Origin of the sequence: Haloarcula sp. JP-L23 (assembly GCF_011602445.1) — an archaeon.
Taxonomy (GTDB): Archaea; Halobacteriota; Halobacteria; order Halobacteriales; family Haloarculaceae; genus Haloarcula; species Haloarcula pellucida.
This window is the reverse complement of record NZ_CP050014.1, coordinates 3,416,058-3,436,445: the sequence shown is the minus strand read 5'-3', so window position 1 is coordinate 3,436,445 and position 20,388 is coordinate 3,416,058. Positions and strand designations below refer to the sequence as shown.

18 protein-coding genes, 1 tRNA gene and 1 pseudogene are annotated in these 20,388 nt (G+C 57.8%); 12 read left to right on the top strand and 8 right to left on the bottom strand.

From position 1 onward, the window contains the following. The first annotated feature begins 34 nt into the window (after positions 1–34). Positions 35–1,060: an N-acetylneuraminate synthase family protein gene (locus G9465_RS17990; RefSeq protein WP_166972525.1), complete on the top strand. Its 1,026-nt coding sequence runs from the start codon at positions 35–37 to the stop codon at positions 1,058–1,060. A gap of 16 nt (positions 1,061–1,076) precedes the next feature. On the opposite strand, the gene G9465_RS17985 is transcribed toward G9465_RS17990, so the two are convergent. Further along, a complete protein-coding gene (locus G9465_RS17985; protein ID WP_166972523.1) occupies positions 1,077–2,858 on the bottom strand; it encodes an ABC transporter ATP-binding protein in 1,782 nt (593 codons plus the stop codon). A gap of 198 nt (positions 2,859–3,056) precedes the next feature. On the opposite strand from G9465_RS17985, the gene G9465_RS17980 reads away from it, so the two are divergent. The 5 genes from G9465_RS17980 (at position 3,057) to G9465_RS17960 (ending at position 8,114) form a co-directional block, all read left to right on the top strand. After that, positions 3,057–4,394, top strand: coding sequence for a sulfatase (locus tag G9465_RS17980; RefSeq protein WP_166972521.1), 1,338 nt, complete (start codon positions 3,057–3,059; stop codon positions 4,392–4,394). A 64-nt stretch (positions 4,395–4,458) separates the two neighbouring features. Then, the gene (locus tag G9465_RS17975; protein ID WP_166972519.1) at positions 4,459–5,247 is read left to right on the top strand and encodes an FkbM family methyltransferase; all 789 of its coding nucleotides are present in this window, start codon (positions 4,459–4,461) and stop codon (positions 5,245–5,247) included. A 111-nt stretch (positions 5,248–5,358) separates the two neighbouring features. Further along, the gene (locus G9465_RS17970) at positions 5,359–6,570 is read left to right on the top strand and encodes a glycosyltransferase (protein ID WP_166972517.1); all 1,212 of its coding nucleotides are present in this window, start codon (positions 5,359–5,361) and stop codon (positions 6,568–6,570) included. Between the two features lie 676 nt (positions 6,571–7,246). Next, positions 7,247–7,555, top strand: a complete 309-nt coding sequence (locus G9465_RS17965; protein ID WP_227015611.1) for a glycosyltransferase — start codon at positions 7,247–7,249, stop codon at positions 7,553–7,555. Between the two features lie 64 nt (positions 7,556–7,619). Then, entirely contained in the window at positions 7,620–8,114 is a 495-nt protein-coding gene (locus G9465_RS17960; protein WP_166972513.1) for a hypothetical protein, read from the top strand. Between the two features lie 18 nt (positions 8,115–8,132). On the opposite strand, the gene G9465_RS17955 is transcribed toward G9465_RS17960, so the two are convergent. Genes G9465_RS17955 through G9465_RS17940 form a run of 4 tightly spaced genes read right to left on the bottom strand, consistent with a single transcriptional unit; the run spans position 8,133 to position 12,119 of the window. Beyond that, a complete protein-coding gene (locus G9465_RS17955; RefSeq protein WP_166972511.1) occupies positions 8,133–9,005 on the bottom strand; it encodes an FkbM family methyltransferase in 873 nt (290 codons plus the stop codon). A 36-nt stretch (positions 9,006–9,041) separates the two neighbouring features. After that, a complete protein-coding gene (locus tag G9465_RS17950; RefSeq protein WP_166972509.1) occupies positions 9,042–10,025 on the bottom strand; it encodes an NAD(P)-dependent oxidoreductase in 984 nt (327 codons plus the stop codon). After that, on the bottom strand, positions 10,018–10,953 hold the full coding sequence (locus tag G9465_RS17945) for an NAD(P)-dependent oxidoreductase (protein ID WP_166972507.1): 936 nt from the start codon (positions 10,951–10,953) through the stop codon (positions 10,018–10,020). The genes G9465_RS17950 and G9465_RS17945 overlap by 8 nt, the downstream gene beginning before the upstream one ends. Then, the gene (locus tag G9465_RS17940) at positions 10,950–12,119 is read right to left on the bottom strand and encodes an NAD-dependent epimerase/dehydratase family protein (protein WP_166972505.1); all 1,170 of its coding nucleotides are present in this window, start codon (positions 12,117–12,119) and stop codon (positions 10,950–10,952) included. The genes G9465_RS17945 and G9465_RS17940 overlap by 4 nt, the downstream gene beginning before the upstream one ends. Before the next feature lie 145 nt (positions 12,120–12,264). Here G9465_RS17940 and G9465_RS17935 point away from each other — a divergent pair. From G9465_RS17935 to G9465_RS17920, 4 genes are all read left to right on the top strand, one after another. Beyond that, a tRNA-Pro gene (locus G9465_RS17935) sits at positions 12,265–12,337 on the top strand. A 259-nt stretch (positions 12,338–12,596) separates the two neighbouring features. Further along, complete coding sequence (locus G9465_RS17930; RefSeq protein ID WP_166972503.1) at positions 12,597–13,034, top strand: hypothetical protein; 438 nt, start codon at positions 12,597–12,599, stop codon at positions 13,032–13,034. 400 nt (positions 13,035–13,434) lie between these two features. After that, positions 13,435–13,701 carry a hypothetical protein gene (locus tag G9465_RS17925; RefSeq protein ID WP_166972501.1) on the top strand — a complete coding sequence of 89 codons (267 nt, stop codon included), beginning with the start codon at positions 13,435–13,437 and terminating at the stop codon, positions 13,699–13,701. 99 nt (positions 13,702–13,800) lie between these two features. Continuing rightward, positions 13,801–14,169, top strand: coding sequence for a methyltransferase domain-containing protein (locus G9465_RS17920; protein ID WP_166972499.1), 369 nt, complete (start codon positions 13,801–13,803; stop codon positions 14,167–14,169). Here the strand turns inward: G9465_RS17920 and G9465_RS26415 are convergent. Continuing rightward, positions 14,095–14,403 (bottom strand): hypothetical protein, encoded by a 309-nt coding sequence (locus tag G9465_RS26415; protein WP_394353982.1) that lies wholly within the window; start codon positions 14,401–14,403, stop codon positions 14,095–14,097. The two genes, G9465_RS17920 and G9465_RS26415, sit on opposite strands and share 75 nt — an antisense overlap. On the opposite strand from G9465_RS26415, the gene G9465_RS17910 reads away from it, so the two are divergent. Next, a complete protein-coding gene (locus G9465_RS17910; protein WP_166972496.1) occupies positions 14,392–15,171 on the top strand; it encodes a hypothetical protein in 780 nt (259 codons plus the stop codon). The two genes, G9465_RS26415 and G9465_RS17910, sit on opposite strands and share 12 nt — an antisense overlap. Positions 15,172–15,467: 296 nt before the next feature. Here the strand turns inward: G9465_RS17910 and G9465_RS17905 are convergent. Then, a pseudogene (locus G9465_RS17905) lies at positions 15,468–16,618 on the bottom strand (IS630 family transposase). 1,284 nt (positions 16,619–17,902) lie between these two features. Between G9465_RS17905 and G9465_RS17900 the strand changes: the two are divergent. Then, positions 17,903–18,877: a glycosyltransferase family 2 protein gene (locus G9465_RS17900; RefSeq protein WP_166972494.1), complete on the top strand. Its 975-nt coding sequence runs from the start codon at positions 17,903–17,905 to the stop codon at positions 18,875–18,877. 230 nt (positions 18,878–19,107) lie between these two features. On the opposite strand, the gene G9465_RS17895 is transcribed toward G9465_RS17900, so the two are convergent. Further along, positions 19,108–19,716 (bottom strand): winged helix-turn-helix transcriptional regulator, encoded by a 609-nt coding sequence (locus G9465_RS17895; protein WP_227015610.1) that lies wholly within the window; start codon positions 19,714–19,716, stop codon positions 19,108–19,110. Positions 19,717–20,388: the final 672 nt, after the last annotated feature.

Below are 20,388 nucleotides of genomic sequence, written 5' to 3'. Positions count from 1 at the left end.
ACACTTTTTGTAGTGCGTTCCCACATAGAGTCGAGTGCGACACCACATGCTCCCGTTTCACAACCATGACCGACCCTACGTCATCGCCGAAATCGGTGGGAACCACGGCGGCGACGCCGACACGGCAATGGAGTACGTCGAGACGGCCGCGGCCGCTGGGGCCGATGCTGCGAAGTTCCAACTGTATCAGGCTGAACACCTCATCACCCGCGATCACCCGCCGCTCCCACTCGCCGGAGACGAGTACGACTCACAGTTCGAGCGGTTCCAGGAACTGGAGTTGACGCGGTCAGAATGGGAACAGGTCGTTGCGGCCTGTGACGACCACAATATCGACTTCGTGGCCAGCGTGTTCGACACGGAGATGCTGGCGTTCGCTGCTGAGCGGACGCCGTTCTTGAAGATCGCCTCCGGCGACGTGACGAACCTGCCCCTGCTCAGAGATGCGGTCGATACTGGCCTTCCTCTGGTTGTCTCGACCGGGTTTACGACCCTGGAGGAACTCGATGCAGCTGTCGCAGAACTGCCGACCGAGCGGCTGACGCTGCTACACTGCATGGGGTCGTATCCGACGCCTGACGACGCCGCGAACTTGGCTATGATAGAGACGTTGCGGGAGCGCTACGACGTGCCGGTCGGTTACTCCGACCACACCATCGGCACGCTTGCGCCGATTACGTCTGCCGCGCACGGAGCACAGGTCATCGAGAAACACTTCACGCTCGATAAGTCACAAGACATCGGCGACCATCGCCTCTCGGCCACTCCAGGCCAATTGGCGACAATAGTTGAGCAGACGGCCCGCGTCACGGCGATGCACGGGACCGGCGACCGTTCGACAGTGTTCGCGGAGGAACGAGAGATACGGGAGACGATGCGGCGAAGTCTCGCGACGGCCCGCGACGTCGAGGCTGGCGAGACGCTGACCGAAGACGACCTCACCGCACTGCGCCCGGCATCCGGACTCTCGCCGCTGGACCTTGATGCCGTCGTGGGACGGCGTGTGTCCGACGCCGTGTCCGCTCACACTATCCTGACCGAGTCACATCTGGCCGACTAACAGCCCATGCTATCGACTACTGATTGCTGTACAGACGGGCGTACTCGCCGTTCTGTGAGACCAACTGTTCGTGGCTTCCCATCTCGACGACGTTTCCATCGTTCATCGTGTAGATTCGGTCTGCACCGGTGACCGTCGACAGCCTGTGTGCGACGACGACGAGAGCGATGTCTTCGTCTGCATCGGTTATTCCGTCGTGGACCCGCTGTTCGAGTGCGGTGTCGAGGTCACTGGTAGCCTCGTCCAAGACGAGAATATCGCTGCCGACTAGCAGTGCTCGCGCGATAGCGATACGCTGTCGCTGTCCGCCCGAAACACGGACGCCGTTGTCACCGAGTACCGTCTCGTATCCGTTCGGGAGGTCATCAAGAAACTCCGTCACCTGTGCGAGTTCCGCGGCCCGTTTGATTTCTTCGTCCGTTGCCTCTCGGTTCCCGAGCGTGAGATTGTACCGAAGCGTCTTGTTGAAAATAAACGGATCTTGACGAACGACCGAGACTTTCGAGCGCCACGACTGCACGTCGAATGAACGGATATCCGTGCCGTTAGCGGTTATCTGCCCGCTGTCGGGTTCGTACATTCGTGCCAACAGTGACACGATGGTCGATTTCCCTGCGCCCGAAGAGCCAACGAAGGCGATAAACTCCCCCCTGTTGACCGAAAACGACACATTTCGAAGGACTGGCATCTCGCCGGAGTAACTGAACTTCACCTCGTCGAACGACACGCGGTCGACGCTCTCAGGGGCTCGGTTATTTGTTCTGGGCTCGGCCTTGGAGTCCAGCGTCTTGATGAATTGCTGTGTCCGGTACAGGTGTGGGAGGTCCCCCTCCAATTGATATGCGAGATTATTCAGCGTACTCACCTTCGGTGAGAGGCGGAACATGGCAAACAGAAATATTCCAAGTCCACCGATCGAGAGCGATGTAAACTCGATGGCAAAATAAATCAGACTGAACACGGAAACTGCCGTCGTCATCTGATAGAAGTTGTGCATCGCGGCTTTGTTTCGCCGGAAGGCGATATGCGATTCGGCGTATTCACTGATTTCGTCGTCGAACTCCTCGTATAGCTCCGTTTCCAGACCGAATACCTTCACATCGCGGATACCCTGCATCCCCGCTTGGACGACCGTTTGGACTCGCTCATTCGCGTCGGCGACTCTGTCTCCCAGCGTGTAGGCTGACTCAACCAGATACCGGAAGCCGTAGATGATTCCCCCGAGGAATACACCAGCGAATATCGTCAGCTTCGGGGCCAGAGACAGTGTTATCGCTAAATAGACGATAGTCATAAGACCGTGTTCGATGACTCTGACAAGTCGCTGAATGACTTCGCCAGCGATAGCCGCCTGCGTAACGATGGCGTTCAGTATCTCGTCAGACCCCTGTTCGTCGAAGTACGCAACGTTCGCGTCTAGCGCCTTCGAGAATGCTTCTGACTGGAGGTGTCTTACGTATACTGTCCTGATAGTTCCTTGCAACCACTCGACAAAAAACGACGTTCCGTACCGTGTTCCCATGACAAGTATGACTCCAATGACTACCGACTCTAAGGTGAACGGGATGCCGAGAAACTCGTATACGTCGAGGAACACCGATATGAGACCACTCTCTCGGTCTGAGGCTCCGGGGCCGTTTACTTGCTTGACGATGGGGATAATGAACGAGAGTCCGATCCCTTCAAGCACGGCCGCGACGAGGCTCAGCGCTATCAACCCCACTGTGGTTGCCGGGCGAAACGCCGCTACCTGAGACAGTGCGCGAAATTTCTCACGAAATGTGAGTTCTTCAGACATATTGATTGCCGTGTACCGTGTCCTGAGTTCCGTACCGAAGTAAATAAACCGTGTGACTGTTCCGCGGACCAGACAGTGTGTTTATAACTTCTCGAGCGCTGTTTTACCGGCGCTCTCAGCTCGCTTCGGCCGTACTATGGCACCTTGTCGTACGACACACCGGTGTTTTCATATCTCTCCGTGGGATACACCAACCCGATGAATTTCCTGTGGTGTGTCCTTGACTGTGCCAGATACGACGCGTTCTCGTACACTGGCTACCATCGCGACACGACACCGGAATTGGACGTGAGACTCGGTGAAGACTTTGTCTCGTTCGAGAACGCCTTCACGCAGTCGACGTTTACCTACTCGGCGTCGTCGTCACTACTGACCGGGACGTACCCCTCGACACACGGGGCTCTCGACAGGACCACCCGGTTACCGGAGAACATCAACAAACTCCGCCACTACTTCGCCGACACCGGCCACAGGGTGACCGCCGTCCCCGGGATGGAATGGTTCACGGACGAGTGGGGGCTGGCGGACGCCTTCGAAACGGTGTACGACGCCACACCGCCGGACGGTACGAAACCACGTGCGGACGACTTGGTCGATACGTTCATCTCGGAGTTCGACTCCCTTGGGGACCCGTTCGTCTCGATGCTGTGGTTTTTCGACCTGCACAAACCCTATCGGACCGAATCGATATTTTCGGGGGAGAACGACCACCGAGACGCCTACGATTCGGAACTCCGGTTCGTTGACTACCAGCTCGCCCGCCTTTTCGACTTTCTCGAAGCGGAGGGCCACTACGAGGACACCCTTGTCGTCATCACGGCGGACCACGGTGAACTGTTCGACGAGCACCACCTGTATGAACACGGCCTGCTCAGTGACTTCTGTACGCGACACGCTGTGCCTCTGCTTCGGGAGTACTTGACCAGTCCAAAACTCGGTGACGCGGAAAGTGGATTTCTCGGGCACAACCCCTATCCGCTCTACGACGAGGTCGTTCACGTGCCGCTGTTCATCAAGCTTCCCGGCAGCGCTAACGGCGGCGAAACCGTCGCTGGCGACGTGGAACTGATAGATATTCTCCCGACAGCAGTTGACGTCGCCGACGTCTCGGTTCCCAGTGCTGATTGCCACTGGCAAGGCCAGAGTCTCAGCCCTGTGCTGTCCGGTGATCGACCGGGCAAAGAGCGAACGTTTGCCGAGGTCAAACGTGGTGACCATTTCCAGTACACCACTATCCAGAACGCCGATTACAAACTCGCCGTGCGTGACCATCCCATACGCGAAGCGGCGGCAGTCAAGAACTACCCGGTGGAATACCTGTTCGAACGCTTCGACGCGCCGCGATACCTCCTGTTTGAGCGCGGTGACGAGACACGAACCGTCGCTGACGACCGACCGGGTGTAGTCCAGACCCTCGAAGACGCGATCCGCACACAGCAAGCGACGAACGCCCAACAGGCCGAGGAGTACGAGTCGGTCACGCGCCGCATCGACGACCAGACCAGAGCCGAACTTGAACGACTCGGTTACCTCTGAGCGTCCCAGTCACGTTCCGACTTCATCGCAAATTTCACCTGCGTACGCGCCAGATGGATACGAAATGGCCGGGACTTACAAGCGGTACGTCCGACTCCACTCGCCACCATGGCTGTTCGCCGTCGTGGCGTCGGTCTACTGGCTTCTCAACCCCTATACAGACACGCAGTTACTCTACCCCACGGGGAACTGCTATCGTCACTGGAACCTCACGACGGGCGAGAAGTATCACTTCCCCGACCTCCGCCACATCCGGAAAGCATCGGTGGATCGCCGCGACAAGTACGACACCTACACCATAGACGAGTTCGCGGCGGTCGAACCCGGCGACACTGTCGTTGAGATAGGTGCCTACGTGGGTGAGTTCACACTCCCGGCCTCAAATATTGCGGAACACGTAGTTGCCTTCGAGCCAGCCCCGCAGAGTTTCGAGAGCCTCAGGCTCAACACGGCCGACCTCGCGAACGTGGAGGTGTACCAGCGGGCTATCTCCGACAGTGACGGGACCGTCTCGTTCAACGTCGCGCCGGACCCCAGCGACAACTCGTTGCTCGCCGTCGACAGCGGGGAACGGACGGAACGACTGCAAGTCAAGTCAATGCGGCTTCCGACGGCGATGGACGCCGTCGGCGTCAGCCAGATAGATTTTCTAAAGATAGATGCAGAGGGGGCAGAACCCGAAGTTGTCGCGGGTATCGGCGATTTCCCGGTGGATCGAATCGCCGTCGACTGTTCCGCAGAGCGCGACGCCGAATCACCGGTCGAGGAGATACGGGCAACGCTGGGACGACGAGGATTCGAGACCCGGCTCCGAACCGACCCGCGTCCGATTCTCTGCGGACGCAGGACGTAGTGGGTGGACAGGTCGGTCCCCGACTCCAGACGCTCCTGTCTTGTACCTCGCAACCGAGGTTCTATTACGCCGACGGACAAACGAGCGATAAGAGAACCCGGCGTACATATCATGGTCTTCGTTTTGAAAGAACCTCGTAACGACTCGAAGGGTATCGTCGTCTTCACCCACAAGGAACGAGCGTTTCTCGACACGGATATCGTCCCGCTCGTCCGCCGTCTCCATACGCTGAAACGGGAGTACATCGTCGGTATGCATTGGGGGATGTACACCCGCGACGCCGACCCCGTCCCGTTTGTCGACTTCCATCTGGCCCGACCAAACACCGTACAGTTCACTGAACCCGGCGAGATACGGCGGATTCCACTCGCGTCGTACAACTTCATCCCGCCGCGGTTCCGGCAGTTTCCATCACCGACAGACTGGGACATCTGCACGGTCGGGCACCCGACGAAACGGAAGCGCCACAGCGACCTGCTCCGTGTCGTCCGGCAACTATACGACCAGGGACTGTCGCCGAGGGTCCTCGTCGTCGCTGGTAAGACCGGCAACGACCAGTTGAACGTCGACGAGACGTTCTTTGATATGTACCACACCCAGTTCACCGACACCGAGCGACACAACATCGACCTCGCAACACCCGTCAGAGACGACGACCTGTTCCCGATTCCCAACCAACTGTTCCCGTACATCTACAACGCGAGTCGCGTCTGCGCACTCTTTTCGGCCGAGGAGGGAAACCCCAAGACAATCCATGAGGCGCTGCTGTGTGGCACCCCGGTGCTGGTCCGGGACGATATGGCCGGGAGTGGCCAAGACTACCTGACGGTTGATAACGCCGCAATCGTCTCGGATCTCGACGAGGCAACTGAGACGATGGAGACGATGCTTACGGCCCCCAACCGGTACGAGTTCGACCCGGCGGCGCTCCGGACTGACATCTGTGCCGAGGAGACCGTCCCACGACTAGAAGCGGCGTTAGCGGAGGTGTTCGACGACCTTGGGGAACCGTTCGAGGGACCGCTCCGGACAACTGAACTGTGGAAGCACCTCCCGAGCCACCACACCAGCGTCCCGCGGGAGTTCTGTCGGCCCTACACGAGCGACCTCAAATCGGCGCGGGCGACCTACGAGTACCTGAGTCACCTGCTGTCGTACGACCCCGGAGCGGTCGCCCCATTGCAGATTACCGCTCGGACGCTGCTGGACCCTGATCTGGTCAAACGGAAGGCGGGTACGCTGGTCAAGGCGACTGACGACCGAACGGGGTTACCGCTGTTTGACAGTGTGCGGTCGCTGTACCACCGCTTACAACGACTCTAGCAGAATGTCGGGGTATACGGGCTCTCTCCTGCCGGATACGAAAGCACACAAAATGTATATGCTGGTCCGGTCTAAAGCGTGTAGTCCGTGAATCCCCCAAACGTTCTATTTTGAGAACGCTATCTCGCCGTCGAACGTGGTGGCTCCCGACACGCTCGCTCGCGCTATCGTCCAGTGTACTGAAAGCGCCGTCGAACCGGGCACATACACCGTCGTGAATCGACCACAGTGAGCTGGAAGGCGGTGGTAGCTGAATACGCGGACTCGGTGGCGCACGTCTCGTTCGCCCGACCAGCCAGTCGCCAGGAAGTATCGGTACGACTGGCCACCTTCCAACGGCTGAAACCGGTTCTGAGGCGGCTGTGGAACATTTACGAGGAATACGCGATATACATGCCCGCACCCCTCAATGATAATCTGTTCGACACCCGAGACGACATCGGAACGCTGAACTAGATGCGTCAGATTATTTCAAGGAATAGACGATCGAAACGGTCCATTATGATCTCTTCGGTTTTGAGCTAGCTCCGGGTCCCTATCTCCCACCTCGTGAAACATGACTGATTCTGTCGGTCATCCGTCGACGTGATAACAAACACTCACGCGCCTCCATGTACGCTTATTACTCCCGATTACGTACTAGTCTCCTGTTCTCTCTGTCACACCCGACGAACACATGGTACGGTACACTGTCGCGGTCTGTAACTACAACATGGCCGAAACAATCGAAGAGTCGCTCACAAGTATCATCTCGCAACTTGATGATGAATTCGAGGTTCTCGTTGTCGACGACGGGTCGACAGATGGTTCCCTCGATATCTTAGCGTCGCTCGCCGACATCCATAAGCAGCTCCGATACGTCGTTCGGGACCATTCGAATCTCGCCGAGGCGAGAAACACGTCGTTCGAACTGGAAAAGGGGAGTATATCCTCGAATCGCTGGACGCTGATGACCGCTATGGAAGTGGCATACGTAACTTCGTGAACATCTATCACCAGATCGAAGCGGGCGTGGACTTCGATTTTATCTCAAGGGCGAAGCGATAAACATGGCTCCGCGGGACCTCCTCCTCGAAGTACCCTATCGGAGCTTGGATATCGCCGAAGACGTGGATTTGCGCCAGCGACTCGCGCACCGCGATGCTCTCCTCTGGCTGCACCACGAGCCGTTCGTCGAGGAGATTGGCTACAGATACGATCTCCAGGACCGCCTGAAAAAGATGTTTCACGTCAAAATTGCACAACTACGGATGGGGACACGGTTCTGGAGCAGCGTCCGATGGACGGTCTCCCAGCGGTCGTGGTCAAGTCCTGTGTTGTACTACGAGTTAGTTTCGTACCCGATAGCGTTCCTTCTCGCGGTGCTACGGGGATACTACGACCCGACGCCTGGCTTCGAGCGCCGCGTCGACTACTGGGAGAAAGTCGTCTCGAAACGGATGACGATCTCGGAGATAGAACACGAGTTCGACATCTCGATAGACCGTTCGGTCCTCTCAGAACGTGGTCGAGAGCTGTTCTGTTCGCCCACTGACAGCAGGTAGATATGATGTAACTCCCGATTACGGCTTGATGGCGCGAAGGAAGTACGCCTCATCCGATTTGTCTTGTTGCCGCTCCTTATGTACTACCTCTACTTCGAAGCCGAGATCTACAAGAGCACTTTCGACGGCATCTGCATCGTGTCCGTAGTCCGGGAGATGGCGAGGATGAACCTCACAATAGACGAGTCGGCAGTCGTCGTGTTCCAAAGTTTCTCTCGCTCCATCGATGACGCCGTACTCGGCCCCTTCGACGTCGATTTTTACGATTTCGGGCACTGGGCAGGACTCCTCCTCAACGTACGAGTCAAGGGTCGTCATCTCTACTTCCACCACCGTGTCCATAGTGCTCGTAGTCGCCGCTGGCCCGTCGGGGAGTGCCATATTGTGCGTGGCGCCGGCTGTTTCTGTCTGGAGAGCGAAATCAACCGTCCCGTCGCTGTCGCCGACAGCAGCGTGTACGACCGTCGCCTGAAGATCGTTAATCGATAAATTCTCCCTGATTAGCGTCGTGTTCCCGGCATGCGGTTCGAAAGCGACGACGTTGTCGGAACCGGCGACATCCGCGACGAGGCAGGTGTACATCCCGTAGTTCGCACCGATGTCGAAAAACGTCGTCTCCGGGGTACACGTGGCCAGAATATCCTTGATTACTCTCCGCTCTTTTTGTGTGTAATCGGTGAACGTCACCCCCTCGTCTAACCGTTTGAACGAGACCACCGAGCCCGCTATGCGTATTGGCTTCGTGTCGCCGACGACAGCGCGCTCGACTCGTTCGAACGCGTCCCGTAATCCTGGGGCTAGCCCGGAAGTGCGGAGAAATCTGCCAAGCGCGCGGGATACCGAGGCCCGAAGAAAGTAGAGTGTCTGGTGTAACTTCCACCGGAGATCCATATCTGTGTGTGTTCGGTCGTTGGCGAAATAAGTATGTTATTGCAGTTCGGTGAATATCTGCTCAATAGTTGACTCCACGCGGTGTTCCGGTGTCCATCCGAGGCGAGTGCGTGCCGCAGTCGTGTCGACGCCGAACGATTCGACCATGGTTTCGTCGTCACCACGCGGATTCTCAACGCGAGCGATGTCAGCGTCCAGCCCGTACTCGGTCGCGACCGACTGGACCACCTCGGCCACCTCGTAGACGCTCGGGTCCTCGTCGCTAGCTAGTTCGAATTTCTCTACGCCTGTCTCGCCGGCTGCCAGCTGGTCGAGCAAACGCTCCGCGCTCCGGACGTATGCCCGCGCCACGTCGTTCACGTGGACGAAGTTACGGGACTGAGTCCCGGGTTCGTACACCGTCAGCGTCTCGCTGGCCAGCGCACGGTCGAGGAAGAAGTTGATGACGGTCCCTTTCGAGATGCGCTCCCCGTCGACTACGTGGCCGCCGTAGAGGTTCGAGATCATGAACTGGTGGGCCGGGAACGCGCCGTCGGCGAAGGTGTCGATTGCGCGCTCCGAGAGGAGTTTCGTCCGGCCGTACCAGTTGATGGGCTCTCGCGGGTGGTCGGCGGTGATAGGGAACTCCTGTGGGTCGCCGATGACGGCCATCGAGAACGGGAACGCCATGGCGGCACCGGTCTTCCGGCAGAACCACGCGACGTTGTCGGTCCCTTGGACGTTGACCTCGTAGGCCAGATCCGGGTTCTCCTCGCAGTCGTCGACGCCCGAGACGGCGGCCAGATGAAGGACCACGTCGGCACCGTCTAGCGCGGTCTCAAGTCGGTCGCGGTTGCGGATGTCGACGTGGTCGATATCGACATCGCCGACCGAGCGGACCTTCGCCCTGTAGAAGTTGTCGATGGCGGTGAGGTCCCAGTCGGGGTGCTGTTCCTGCAGTTCGACGAGGACGCGGCTGCCGATGTAGCCGGCCGCGCCCGTGATAGCGACGTGTGGCGTGTCTACTGTTCGTTCAGGCATCGGTGAATCTCCGTGCGATGTCGCGAATCCCCTCGCGGAGGGTGGTCTGCGGTTCGAAGCCAGTACTGCGAAGTCGGTCGAAGTCGACGTGGTAGGAGGGCCCGGGGTGTTCGTCTTCGAGGTAGGTGATGTCGACGGCGCCGACCGCCTCGTCGACGACGTCGGCTATCTCCGAAATCTGGTAGTTGGCGTCGGAACTTCCGACGTTGTACACCGTCTCGTCCCACTCACCCGGTTCGAGCGCAGCGTGCTTGTAGGCGCGAGCGGCATCCGAGACGTGGATAAACGGTCGCCAGTTCGAGCCGTCGCCGTAGACGGTGAGCGTGCGGCCGGTCAGCGCCCGGAAGACGAAGTAGTTCACGACGAGGTTGAACCGGACACCCGGCGAGTAGCCGAAGTTCGTCGCCATCCGGAGGGCCGTGCCGTCCATCCCGAACTCCTCGCAGTACTCCCGCAGCAGGGTTTCGGAGTCGAGTTTCGTCTCGGCGTAGGGGTTGATCGGGTCCGGCGTGACCGTCTCGTCGATGTCCGTACTCGTCGCCCGCCCGTAGACGTTACACGAGGAGGCGAAGACGACGTTCTCGACGCCCAACTTCCCGGCGGCTTTCAGGACGTTCTCGGTGCCGTCGTAGTTGACTGCGACCGTCTCCTCGCGCCGGTCGTGTGTGCTGGACGCGCCAGTGATGGCGGCCAGATGGACCACCGTGTCGACGCCGCGCATGGCGCTCTCGACGTCGCCGTACTCGCGGACGTCGCCGCGGCGGAACGCCAGATTGCCGTCGACGGTGCCCATCAGCGCCCGGGGCGACCCGGAGGTGAGGCTATCGAGGACGACCACCTCACCCACGCGGTCGTCGGCCTGCAGGCGCGGAATCAGGTCGCTCCCGATGTAGCCACACCCGCCCGTGACGAGGACGTCGGTCGTCATTCCGCTAAGACGCCCGGCAGGAAGCGGTCCTCGTGGGCCTCGATGGTGTCGGCGTAACGGGTCAGCGTCTCGAAGATGTCCTCGACGCCCTCCTCGAAGGACTGGGCCTGCCCGCCGATCAGATCGTCGTAGCGCTCGTTCGCGATCTCCATCTTGTGGGTCTCGTCCTCGTCGCGTGGGTTCTCGAAGTGTTCGACGGCCACGTCCAACTCGAACTCGCTCCCCACGTCGGCGATGGTCTCGGAGATCTCGACGATGCTGATGGCTCGGGTGACCTGATTGTACACGGTCAGGCCCTCGGGCCGGTCGTCGGCGTCGGAAAGGGCCAGTTGCGCGAGGCCTTCGACGGCGTCCTCCAGCGAGACGAACGGTTTGCGCTGTTCGCCCTTGCCGTAGACGGTGACCGGGTAGCCGGCGACGGCCTGCGCGCAGAAGCGGTGCGTGACCGTCCCGAAGTAGTAATCGAAGTCGAAGCGCGTCTTCAGGCGGTCGTCCTCTCGGGTTTCGGCGGTCTCGGTCCCGTACGTGATGGCCGTGCGCACGTCCGAGATGGGGATGTCGAACTGCTTGTGGGCTAACCGCATGTTGGCCGCGTCGTGGGACTTCGTCAGGTGGTACCAACTCCCAGCCATCGCGGGGAACGGCACGTCGTCGGCCTCGCCCTGGTTCTCCATGGTCGCACCGCCCTCGGGGATGGGGAACTCCGGCGCGCCGTAGACGCCCGTCGTCGTCGTCTCGACGAAGTGCGTATCCGTGAGATCGTTCTCTTCGAGGCCCCACAGCAGGTTCCGCGTGGCCTGCATGTTGTTGTGCTGGGTGTAGTTGGCTCGTTCGCCGTTGATCTGGGAGTACGGCGCGGAGGGCTGCGCGGCGGCGTGGACGATGGTGTCCGGTTCGTGGACCTGCAGGAGTTCGTCGACGAACGCTCGCTCGGTCAGGTCGCCCTCGACAAAGGACATGTTCGAGACCCCGAGCGTCTCCTCGGCCGCGCGGATGCGCTCGTCGATGGACGCGACGGGGGTGGCGCTCGTCGCGCCGACCTCTTCGACCCACTCGCGGCGGGCGAAGTTGTCCACGAGGAGGACGCGGTCGTCGGTTCGGTTCGCGATGCGCAAGGCGGTGGGCCAACCGATGTAGCCGTCGGCCCCGGTGACGAGAATGGTCATAGTTACTCAACTCGTGAGTAACCACTCGCGGATAAATATCTTCTGCCCGGGCAGTGGGTCCAACCGTGTGCCGGTGGTCCGCAGATGCTCGGCCGTTCCGGAAGGGTTAAAAATCGCCCTCGCATTCTTTCAGATGCTATCGCACGGGCCGGTGGGGTAGCCTGGTATCCTTCGGCCTTCGGGTGGCCGTAACCGCGATTCGAATTCGCGCCGGCCCATACCGTACAACCCTTTTCCGGGTTTCCCGACAGTTAGCGGCCGCTGTAGGGGGTGGTCGCATGACCCTCTCATATCCTAACGAGCGGCCCATCTGCGATCTCTGCGGAGCGTATCTCGAAGCCCCTGACAGCACGTCCAGCCACTGACGACGGGCGGAGGTGCCGCCCACGATGGTCACGCTGGAGACCCCGTGTCTCACGCAGGGTAACTGGGCCCGGTGACCGATCGACTCCCGTGACGTCGACGGCTGCGACCTCTGTGACCAGTGTTTCCCCCGACAGCTGGGACTCCGTCGCCACTGACGATGTCGCTCCGAGCGAGCGGTCAGTCGTCCAGGCACTCGCTGACGGCGGCCGGATGTACTACGACACGCTGGCCGGGGCGAGTGATACGTCGACGCCGGCGGTCTACCGGACGCTTGCCACGTTCGAGGACGTGCTGGAGTCCGCGAACGGTGTCGTCGACTTCGCCGACGAGGTCATGCGCGAGAAGTTCGAGGATCTGTTCGGGACTCGCCGACGCCGCCGGGTGGGTCGAGACGGCGAGACGTTGCTGGCTGGTGACAGTGCGCTGTCACGGTGGGCACGGTGCTACGGCGACGCGAAACGTGCCGGCCAGCACTATGGCGAGACGTTCCTGAACGCGACCGTCACGTTCGGCCACGAAAAGAGACACGTTGAGGGGCTTGATGTGTGAGTCCTCTCCGTTACCACTCCTCACGTGGCGGGAACCCCTCACCACAGCGCGGACAGTATCGCATCGGGGCGCGCCACTCTTGACCGTCTTTTCCAAACGTGATTTCTCGTCCACAGTTCGTACATGCTATCTTTGACATCGTAGTCCTCGTAGAGTCGTTGCCACACCGACGACCTATCAGGAACTCTCTGGCTAGCCATGTCAATTATCCACATTGTTGGCGTTCACGATAGAGAGTAGGATATGGCTATCAACTCCGGCCCGCAGTACTAAGGGTTCCTCTCGTGAGATTCCAGATATGCCTCACGAGACAACTGCCCGATTAGCGGAATACGCCCGCAAAAGTGTGGACAACGCTCTGCGTACCATCGCTGTCGTGTACGAGGATGATTGTGACGTAGTGTACCTTCGGGACGACCTCAAAGGCAAGTACACGGCTGAAGAGTACAAATCCGTCGTAGAATCGTTCAGAGTGATCCCAGAACTGACGAGCGACATGACTGAGGAGGCACCCCTCGGGAGCAAGCAATGTCTCATCCACTACCACGAGAAGGCGTTCGTGTTCCAGTTCCCCCACGAGGGGTGTCACAGTATCCTCTTGAGTGTTGACCCAACTGTCGGGTCCCGACTTCAATCTTTCATCAGCGGCTGTCAAGAGCAACTATGAGCGGCTATGTTGGAACTTCTTACTACAACTCTTCGAGGAGCTTTTCGGCCCTCTTGTCACCGATACCGTCGACCTGCTAGAGGTCGCGACATCGGCCGCGTGGAGGTCGTGCTCGACGCCGTCGGTGACGACTCGCCCATCGTCGACTCGATCCCGCTACAGACGGGTTCCGCCGACGCTGTCGTCGCGATGGACATGCTCGAACACATCTCTGATCTGGCGCACGTGAGCGACGAGATAGCCCGCGTCATCGACGAGAGCGGGCAGTTGCTCGTCTGTGGACCGACCGAGAACGTCATCTGCGAACTCGGTAGACGGTTCGGTGGCTTCAGCGGTGCCGACCACAAGACGACCGTCGGTGACATCGACGATCAATTGCAGGCCAATGGATGGTCACGCGTGAAGAAGCGAGACCTGCGAATCGTGTTCCCGCTGTTCTCGGTGCTCGTCTACGAACGGCGGACCTGATCTCGCCGAGCGGGAAACATTACAAAAGATCATCACGGAACACCGTGAGAAAGTACCGCCTGAAGAGTGTCGCCGCCTCCGCGGGTCGTTGATGCCCCACGGATAGACGAAACTGCTCGCCCCGCCCTCGAACCCGTTGTCGAGGAGCCACGCTTTGGCGTCGCGGACCTGTGAGCGAATCGCGTCGGCCTCGAGTTCCGTGAGCCGCTCGTGGTCGACCGTGTGACTCCCGATTTCCCACCCAGCGGCTTGCAGGTCGCGGAGCTAGTCGAGCGAGAGGTAGTCGTCGTCCCCCACTCAGTCGGGATTGATGGCCGCGAATCCGGGGAAGTCGTACGCTTCCATCACAGGGAAGGCCCGGGTGTACTGGGTGCGTTCGGTATCGTCGAAGGTCAGGGCGACGTAGCCACTGTCGCCTCGTTCGGTGGCACGGAGGTCGTCGACCAGCACTTCGATGGGGCGCCCGTTATCCTGATTCATGCCGAGCCGAATCTCCTCGACTTCCGAGAGGTCCGGGTCGCCGTCATCTTCGGTGATGCCGAGGTCGAGACGGAATCAGCCGTACGTGGGCGTGATCGTCCGACGTTCCATGCGCACCTCGTCGCCGTCGTCGTCCTCAACGACGACAGTCAACTGTTCGACTTCTGTCACCTCGAGTTTGAGCGCCAGCGAGAGGGCCCGGTCCGAGAGGTCGAGGTCATCGAACTCTCGGCTGATTTAGAGGGTTCCGTCCTCGTCGGACTCCAAGGTGAGCCGCGCGGACTGGGTGCCGCTGTAGACGTCCGCCGCTTCGACGTTGAGCGACCCGCTCTCGACCTCCCACTCGTCGAGGTCCTCGAAGTCGTCGACTCGCTCCCCGGCGTCGAGGTAGCGGTTCGGACTCGCGAACGACGTTCGAAGTTCGTCGACGACCGCGTTCCGTCGCCCCTCCTCTTCTCTCTCGTCGTCTTCGCGGTCGTCACCGTCCTCGTCGTCTGGATGGGCGAGACTGTTGTCTGTTGAGAGATAGGTCCCCTCCCACGATTCCCAGCGCGCTCCCGGAGCTCCGGAGAAACAGCTGTCTCGAGGCCCATTCGGTGTAATTCATGCTCCACCGCGTGTATTCGAGGTGCGATTGATTGTTATTTGGACACTGTCACTATTCGCCAACTGCAAGAATCACTTATCTAGATCGACGATGTGACAACGTCAAATTACTGCTCCACGGGTGTCAGTCATTTCCGGACGACGACGCGTTCGTGGTGGTCAGTTATCTGGCACTGATCTCGTCCCACGGGGTCGTCAATCTCAGTGTAGCTTCAACCCTGAACTTGCCGGTCCTCTTCGATTTCAATTTCGACCGGGTAGAGCCGGCGTAGCTTGATTCGTGCGTCGTCGGTGGTGAACTGCCAGTCGATGAGTCGGTTAGCCGCGTTCCGATGATCTTGCCACGCAGCGACCTCCGACCGGAGAGTCGCTGCGTGGTAGATTCGACGGTCGAGACACTGTCGTTTGAGCACACCCAGTTCGATCTCGGCCATATTCAACCAGCTTCCTTTCTTGGGCGTGTAGTGGAACTCGAACCGATCAAGGTACGCTTGGGCTTCATTCGGCGGGAAGAACTGATAGAAGCCAGCGGGTTGTGCGTGTTGAGTTGATCGACCACCACCCGGATGCGGTCCGCATCCGGGTAGTGGTTGTCTGCGAGTTCGACCATCCGGTCGATGAACTCGGTGGTGCGTCGTCGCTCGGTGACTTCGACGTTCACCCAGCCAGTCAACGGTTCCGTGGCGAGGTGAATCCGTTCTTTCCCGTTGCGTTCGTAGCGGTGATCGACACGGGCGACCGCTCCCGGTCGCGCCGGGAGCGGGTCGCGTTCGTGCCCACGGAGTGCTTTGCTGGATTCGTCGAAGCAGATGACTGGACGCGTCTCGTCGTATGGTTCGTGGTAGAGGTCGAGAACGTCCTCCATATGGTAGACGAAGTCAGCGTCATTCTCGGCTGGGATCGACCAGTAGTCAGAGAGATGGGGTTTCAGGGTGTTTTTTTAGCCGCTGTCGGACGGTTTCGTGAGAGATCGACTCGAAGTCGATCTCGTCGAGGGTAACGAGTTCGTCGGCAAGGAGATGCAGCGTCCAGCGAGCGTGTCCTTCCGGGGTTCGCTACAGGCGAGTCGGATGAGGTGGGCTTCGGCGGCACCATCCATTTTGACCTCGTATTCACGGTCGGGCTTGCGGCGATGAATCGCCGCGAGCCCTCGCTCACAGTATGCTTTGCGCGTGTTAGAGACCGTCTTGGGAGAACAACCGACGTGCTCACTGATTTCCGAATCAGTGAGCCCGTCATCGGCTTTCAGTAGGATCCGTGCTCGTGTATTATCCTCGGCCTTGCGTTCACCGGTCGAAATGAACCACTCAAGCGTGTTGCGGTCTTCCTCAGACAGCTCCACGACGTATTTCTTCGCTCCCATTCCAGTAGATACGCGCCCAGAGGAGATAAGCAGGTACACTCACGGTTGAAGCTACACTCAGACGTCCCAGCACAGCTAACGCACCCCGTCGACACGGTCCGGTCTGACCCAGTTCGTCGTCGGCCACGAACCCCACCTTCTCGCTTGACGCCTGCAATAGTCTTATACAAGTAGTATGCCTGATGATAGCGAAACAATCTTCGGCTTATACAACGAAATATTACGATCAATAAGTAGAGTTGAGAAATAGGGGACTAGAAATATGTCTATATTGGGCCTATTTGGTTTTGAGAGTCTCAGTTTAGCCATTTCTGTGACCGAATCGAATCTATTTAATGAGAAATATTGGTGCAGATGCATATCTGGGAGAAATAACGATATTTATCTGACTGACGAGGCAATATCTATACTCGTACTCGGTTCGTCTCGGGGATTTCGGTGTTTTTGGTATCGATCACGAGCAGTTTTAGACGGTTTCCACTCGCGATCTCTTTCTGAACGGTTGTACGACGTTGATTTTGTATTGTTTGATGTGGCCTATCTATCCTAGGTCGAATTTCACAAACTGAGTAATCAGATACTCGGAGACAACTCGGAACTCTCGAACATGATAGAAGTACGCCTGTTATTTTCTTCACCCCATGCTGCAACCTGGACGTGAGAGGGAGATGGAACACCATCGATTTGGATAGATATGTGACTTCATAAGACTGGATTACTCAAAGTAATCCATCTCACTCCGACGGAGGACATACCTTACGACAGACACTCAGATTTATCAACGAGGAAAAGAGGGGTAATCTTCTAAAACTCGTCCCCGTTACCCGCTAACGAAAACCTATCCCGGCTTTCAATTGTACTGAGAGGAATTCACCTCGGTATCCACCGAGTAATGGGATACGGGGCTTCGTAATAGGGTCCCCAGGGTGGACAGTCGATGTACGATTAGCACTCTACTCACTAGCACGTCGATGTACGACCGCTTCAGCACCGGTCGCCTCTGTCCTACTCCACAGTCAAATATAGCAGACGTGCGACAACAAACTTTTATATAGCCTCGGCGGATATGTTGGCAGTACAACATGAGCGAGAGTTCAGTGGAACCAGCAGGGCTGCCAGTTCGATACAATCCTTCCAGAGGGCATCGTTCTCTTCGGGCCGCCCAAGGAACGGACACTACGATTTACTTTGCAGAACGAAAAAAGGAGAAGATGACCTGAAATCGTAAGAGCAGGGGAACAGAAAGGATCAGTTGGGTCTCCAGAAAGCGAAAATACGACAAAAATGGGAACAACTACACAAAACGTGAATCAAGAGGGTTCGAAATCGAGTGCAATAGAAGGTGCGGCTGACAGGCCAGCAGGGCCGGTCATTGCAGGTGTCCCCGCATATAATGAAGAAGTCGCGATCGGGAGCGTCGTCCACGGTGTGAGCGAGTACGTAGACGAAGTCGTGGTCGTCGACGATGGCAGTGATGACGACACCAGCAAACTGGCCCGCCGTGCGGGTGCGACAGTCCTCGAACACGAGTGTAACGCTGGAAAAGGCTCTGCGATGCGTAGCCTGCTCTCGTACGCAAAGTCGGCAAGTTACGACGCGCTAGTGGTCCTTGATGGGGATGGGCAGCACCTCCCCGACGACATCCCGAATGTCGTGGAACCGGTACTGGCGGGGGACGCCGACATCGTTATCGGGAGTCGGTATTCAGACGACCAGACGCACGACGAGACTCCGTTGTACCGACGGTTCGGACAAACCATATTAGACGCACTTACGTTCGTCTCGGTAGGTGCCAATGTAAGCGACTCGCAGAGCGGTTTCCGAGCCTTTTCGCCGACGGCTGTTGAGTCACTAAGCCTGACTACCAACGGATACGGTGTGGAGACGGAGATGCTGAGCGAGGCCACAAAAAAGGATCTGCGGATCCAGGAACGCCCCATCAACGTTCGGTACAAAGACGTCGACGGACAGACCTACAACTCGGTTCACCACGGGATCGCTGTAGTGGCGCTGATACTCCAATTGATTCGAGATAAGCATCCCGTTCTATTTTTTGGTGTTCCGGGTATTATTCTTACAACTGTGGGGACGATATACGGCGTCCACGCCATTCTACTCTATCAACAGAGCGGAGTGTTCTATGCGGCGAAAGTGCTTACTGCAGGCTTCGTCACCATCCCTGGGATTCTGGCCATCTTTTGCGGGTTAGTACTAAACAGCGTTCAACGGATGATTACACAGAGCGACACGCCAGGGTGAAGCGAGTTGACATCGGTTTCTGAAGACACAATTCGTGTTGCCGACGCTTTCGGTCCGGTCGAGGGTCCGGTACCCCAGACGGGGCACAACGACATACCATCCCGATGCTATGGCAATCGGCGTCGATAGACTTTGCACACCGACTGAGATGGCCTATCACATCGCTAGACCGACTAAAAACGCCTCTGACATCCCGTATTGTCCTTTGGGATTCGATTAGACAGCTATCGTCACTCTATGAAGAACGCTAGAATTCGACGTTCTTCTTCGTCACATATGTCTTCGTACTGGATGCATGCGTGCACCATCTTGTGCACGAGTTCCGTATCACTCAGGGCTCTTTCCTCCTGTTGCCGTCCACCGAGGTCCGCCTTCTCTTCGAGGGCCGAGACTCGGTCTTCAAGTTCATGGAGTGAGAAACTGCTCTCCGAATTTCCGTTGGACATACTCCTTGAGTTTCGTTCTTGGCTTTTGGTTTCAGTGCTGAGCACCGCTTCTGCAAACGCTTTACGATCACTCCAATCGAACCCCCTAATCGAATTTGCGCGATTACTAACCGTTGCCGCCGAGACACCGAGATCCTCTGCAAGCTCCCGTTGTGACGCATCCGGATTTTGACAGATCGCGCGTAACACCTTCCGCTGACTCTCGGACAGATCTGACTCGGCAGGGTAGTCATCAGACTCTGTAGGTTCCGATATAGCCGGAGTGGGAGAATCCGGCTCTGCATTGGCTGGGTCGCCGTACTCCTCTAACACTTGCTCTGTGAGTTTTGGAGTCGCACTTGGGACTTTGTTGGCGATACTCTCAATTGATGCATCCGGGTTGTCTGCTGCCACGTCCAAGATACGCTTGTGACGCATCGATTTAGGCAGTGAACGGGTGTCTTTCGACTGACTCATTTTGACCTTCCGACATCCGTTGCTCTTTCCGTGGTATTAGTTAATACGGTCTAATAGACAGTAGCATTCTGTTGTGCAATCTCTGTACGAGGTCGCAAAGCAAGTAGCTATAGTGGCCGCTATTCGAGTCCTGGCGCCGTTTGGCTCTTCATTGCGAGGGTTTTGGATTGTTATCAATTATCGAATTAATACTGCCTTTCAGAACTCTACACGGGACTGATCAAATCGAGGGTCTCTCCTGCATCATTTCTTCAGAGTGACTCACACTCAGACGCAACGACCTACGACGAATCTCTGTACGAAAGCATCTTAACCAGATCTGATCGACAGTACTTTTGCTCACTATTCTATATGCATATGATTGAATTTAACGATAAGGTTAGAATAAATTCTGGTGGGAGGGTACTCTCTGCTGGGCTAAGAGACCGACGATCAGCCGTTACCAGTTATAATTGGCTATTTAGCAGTTCTAACACCAATTGCTAACCACGCTACTTACACCGAGAGTTATTACGATGAAGCGTGTATTCGAGAGTAGCACTGAAGTTCGCTCAGTGCGTCAAAGAAAGTTGACGAACGCTCCTATGAGGTACCCCATAGTATGAACGA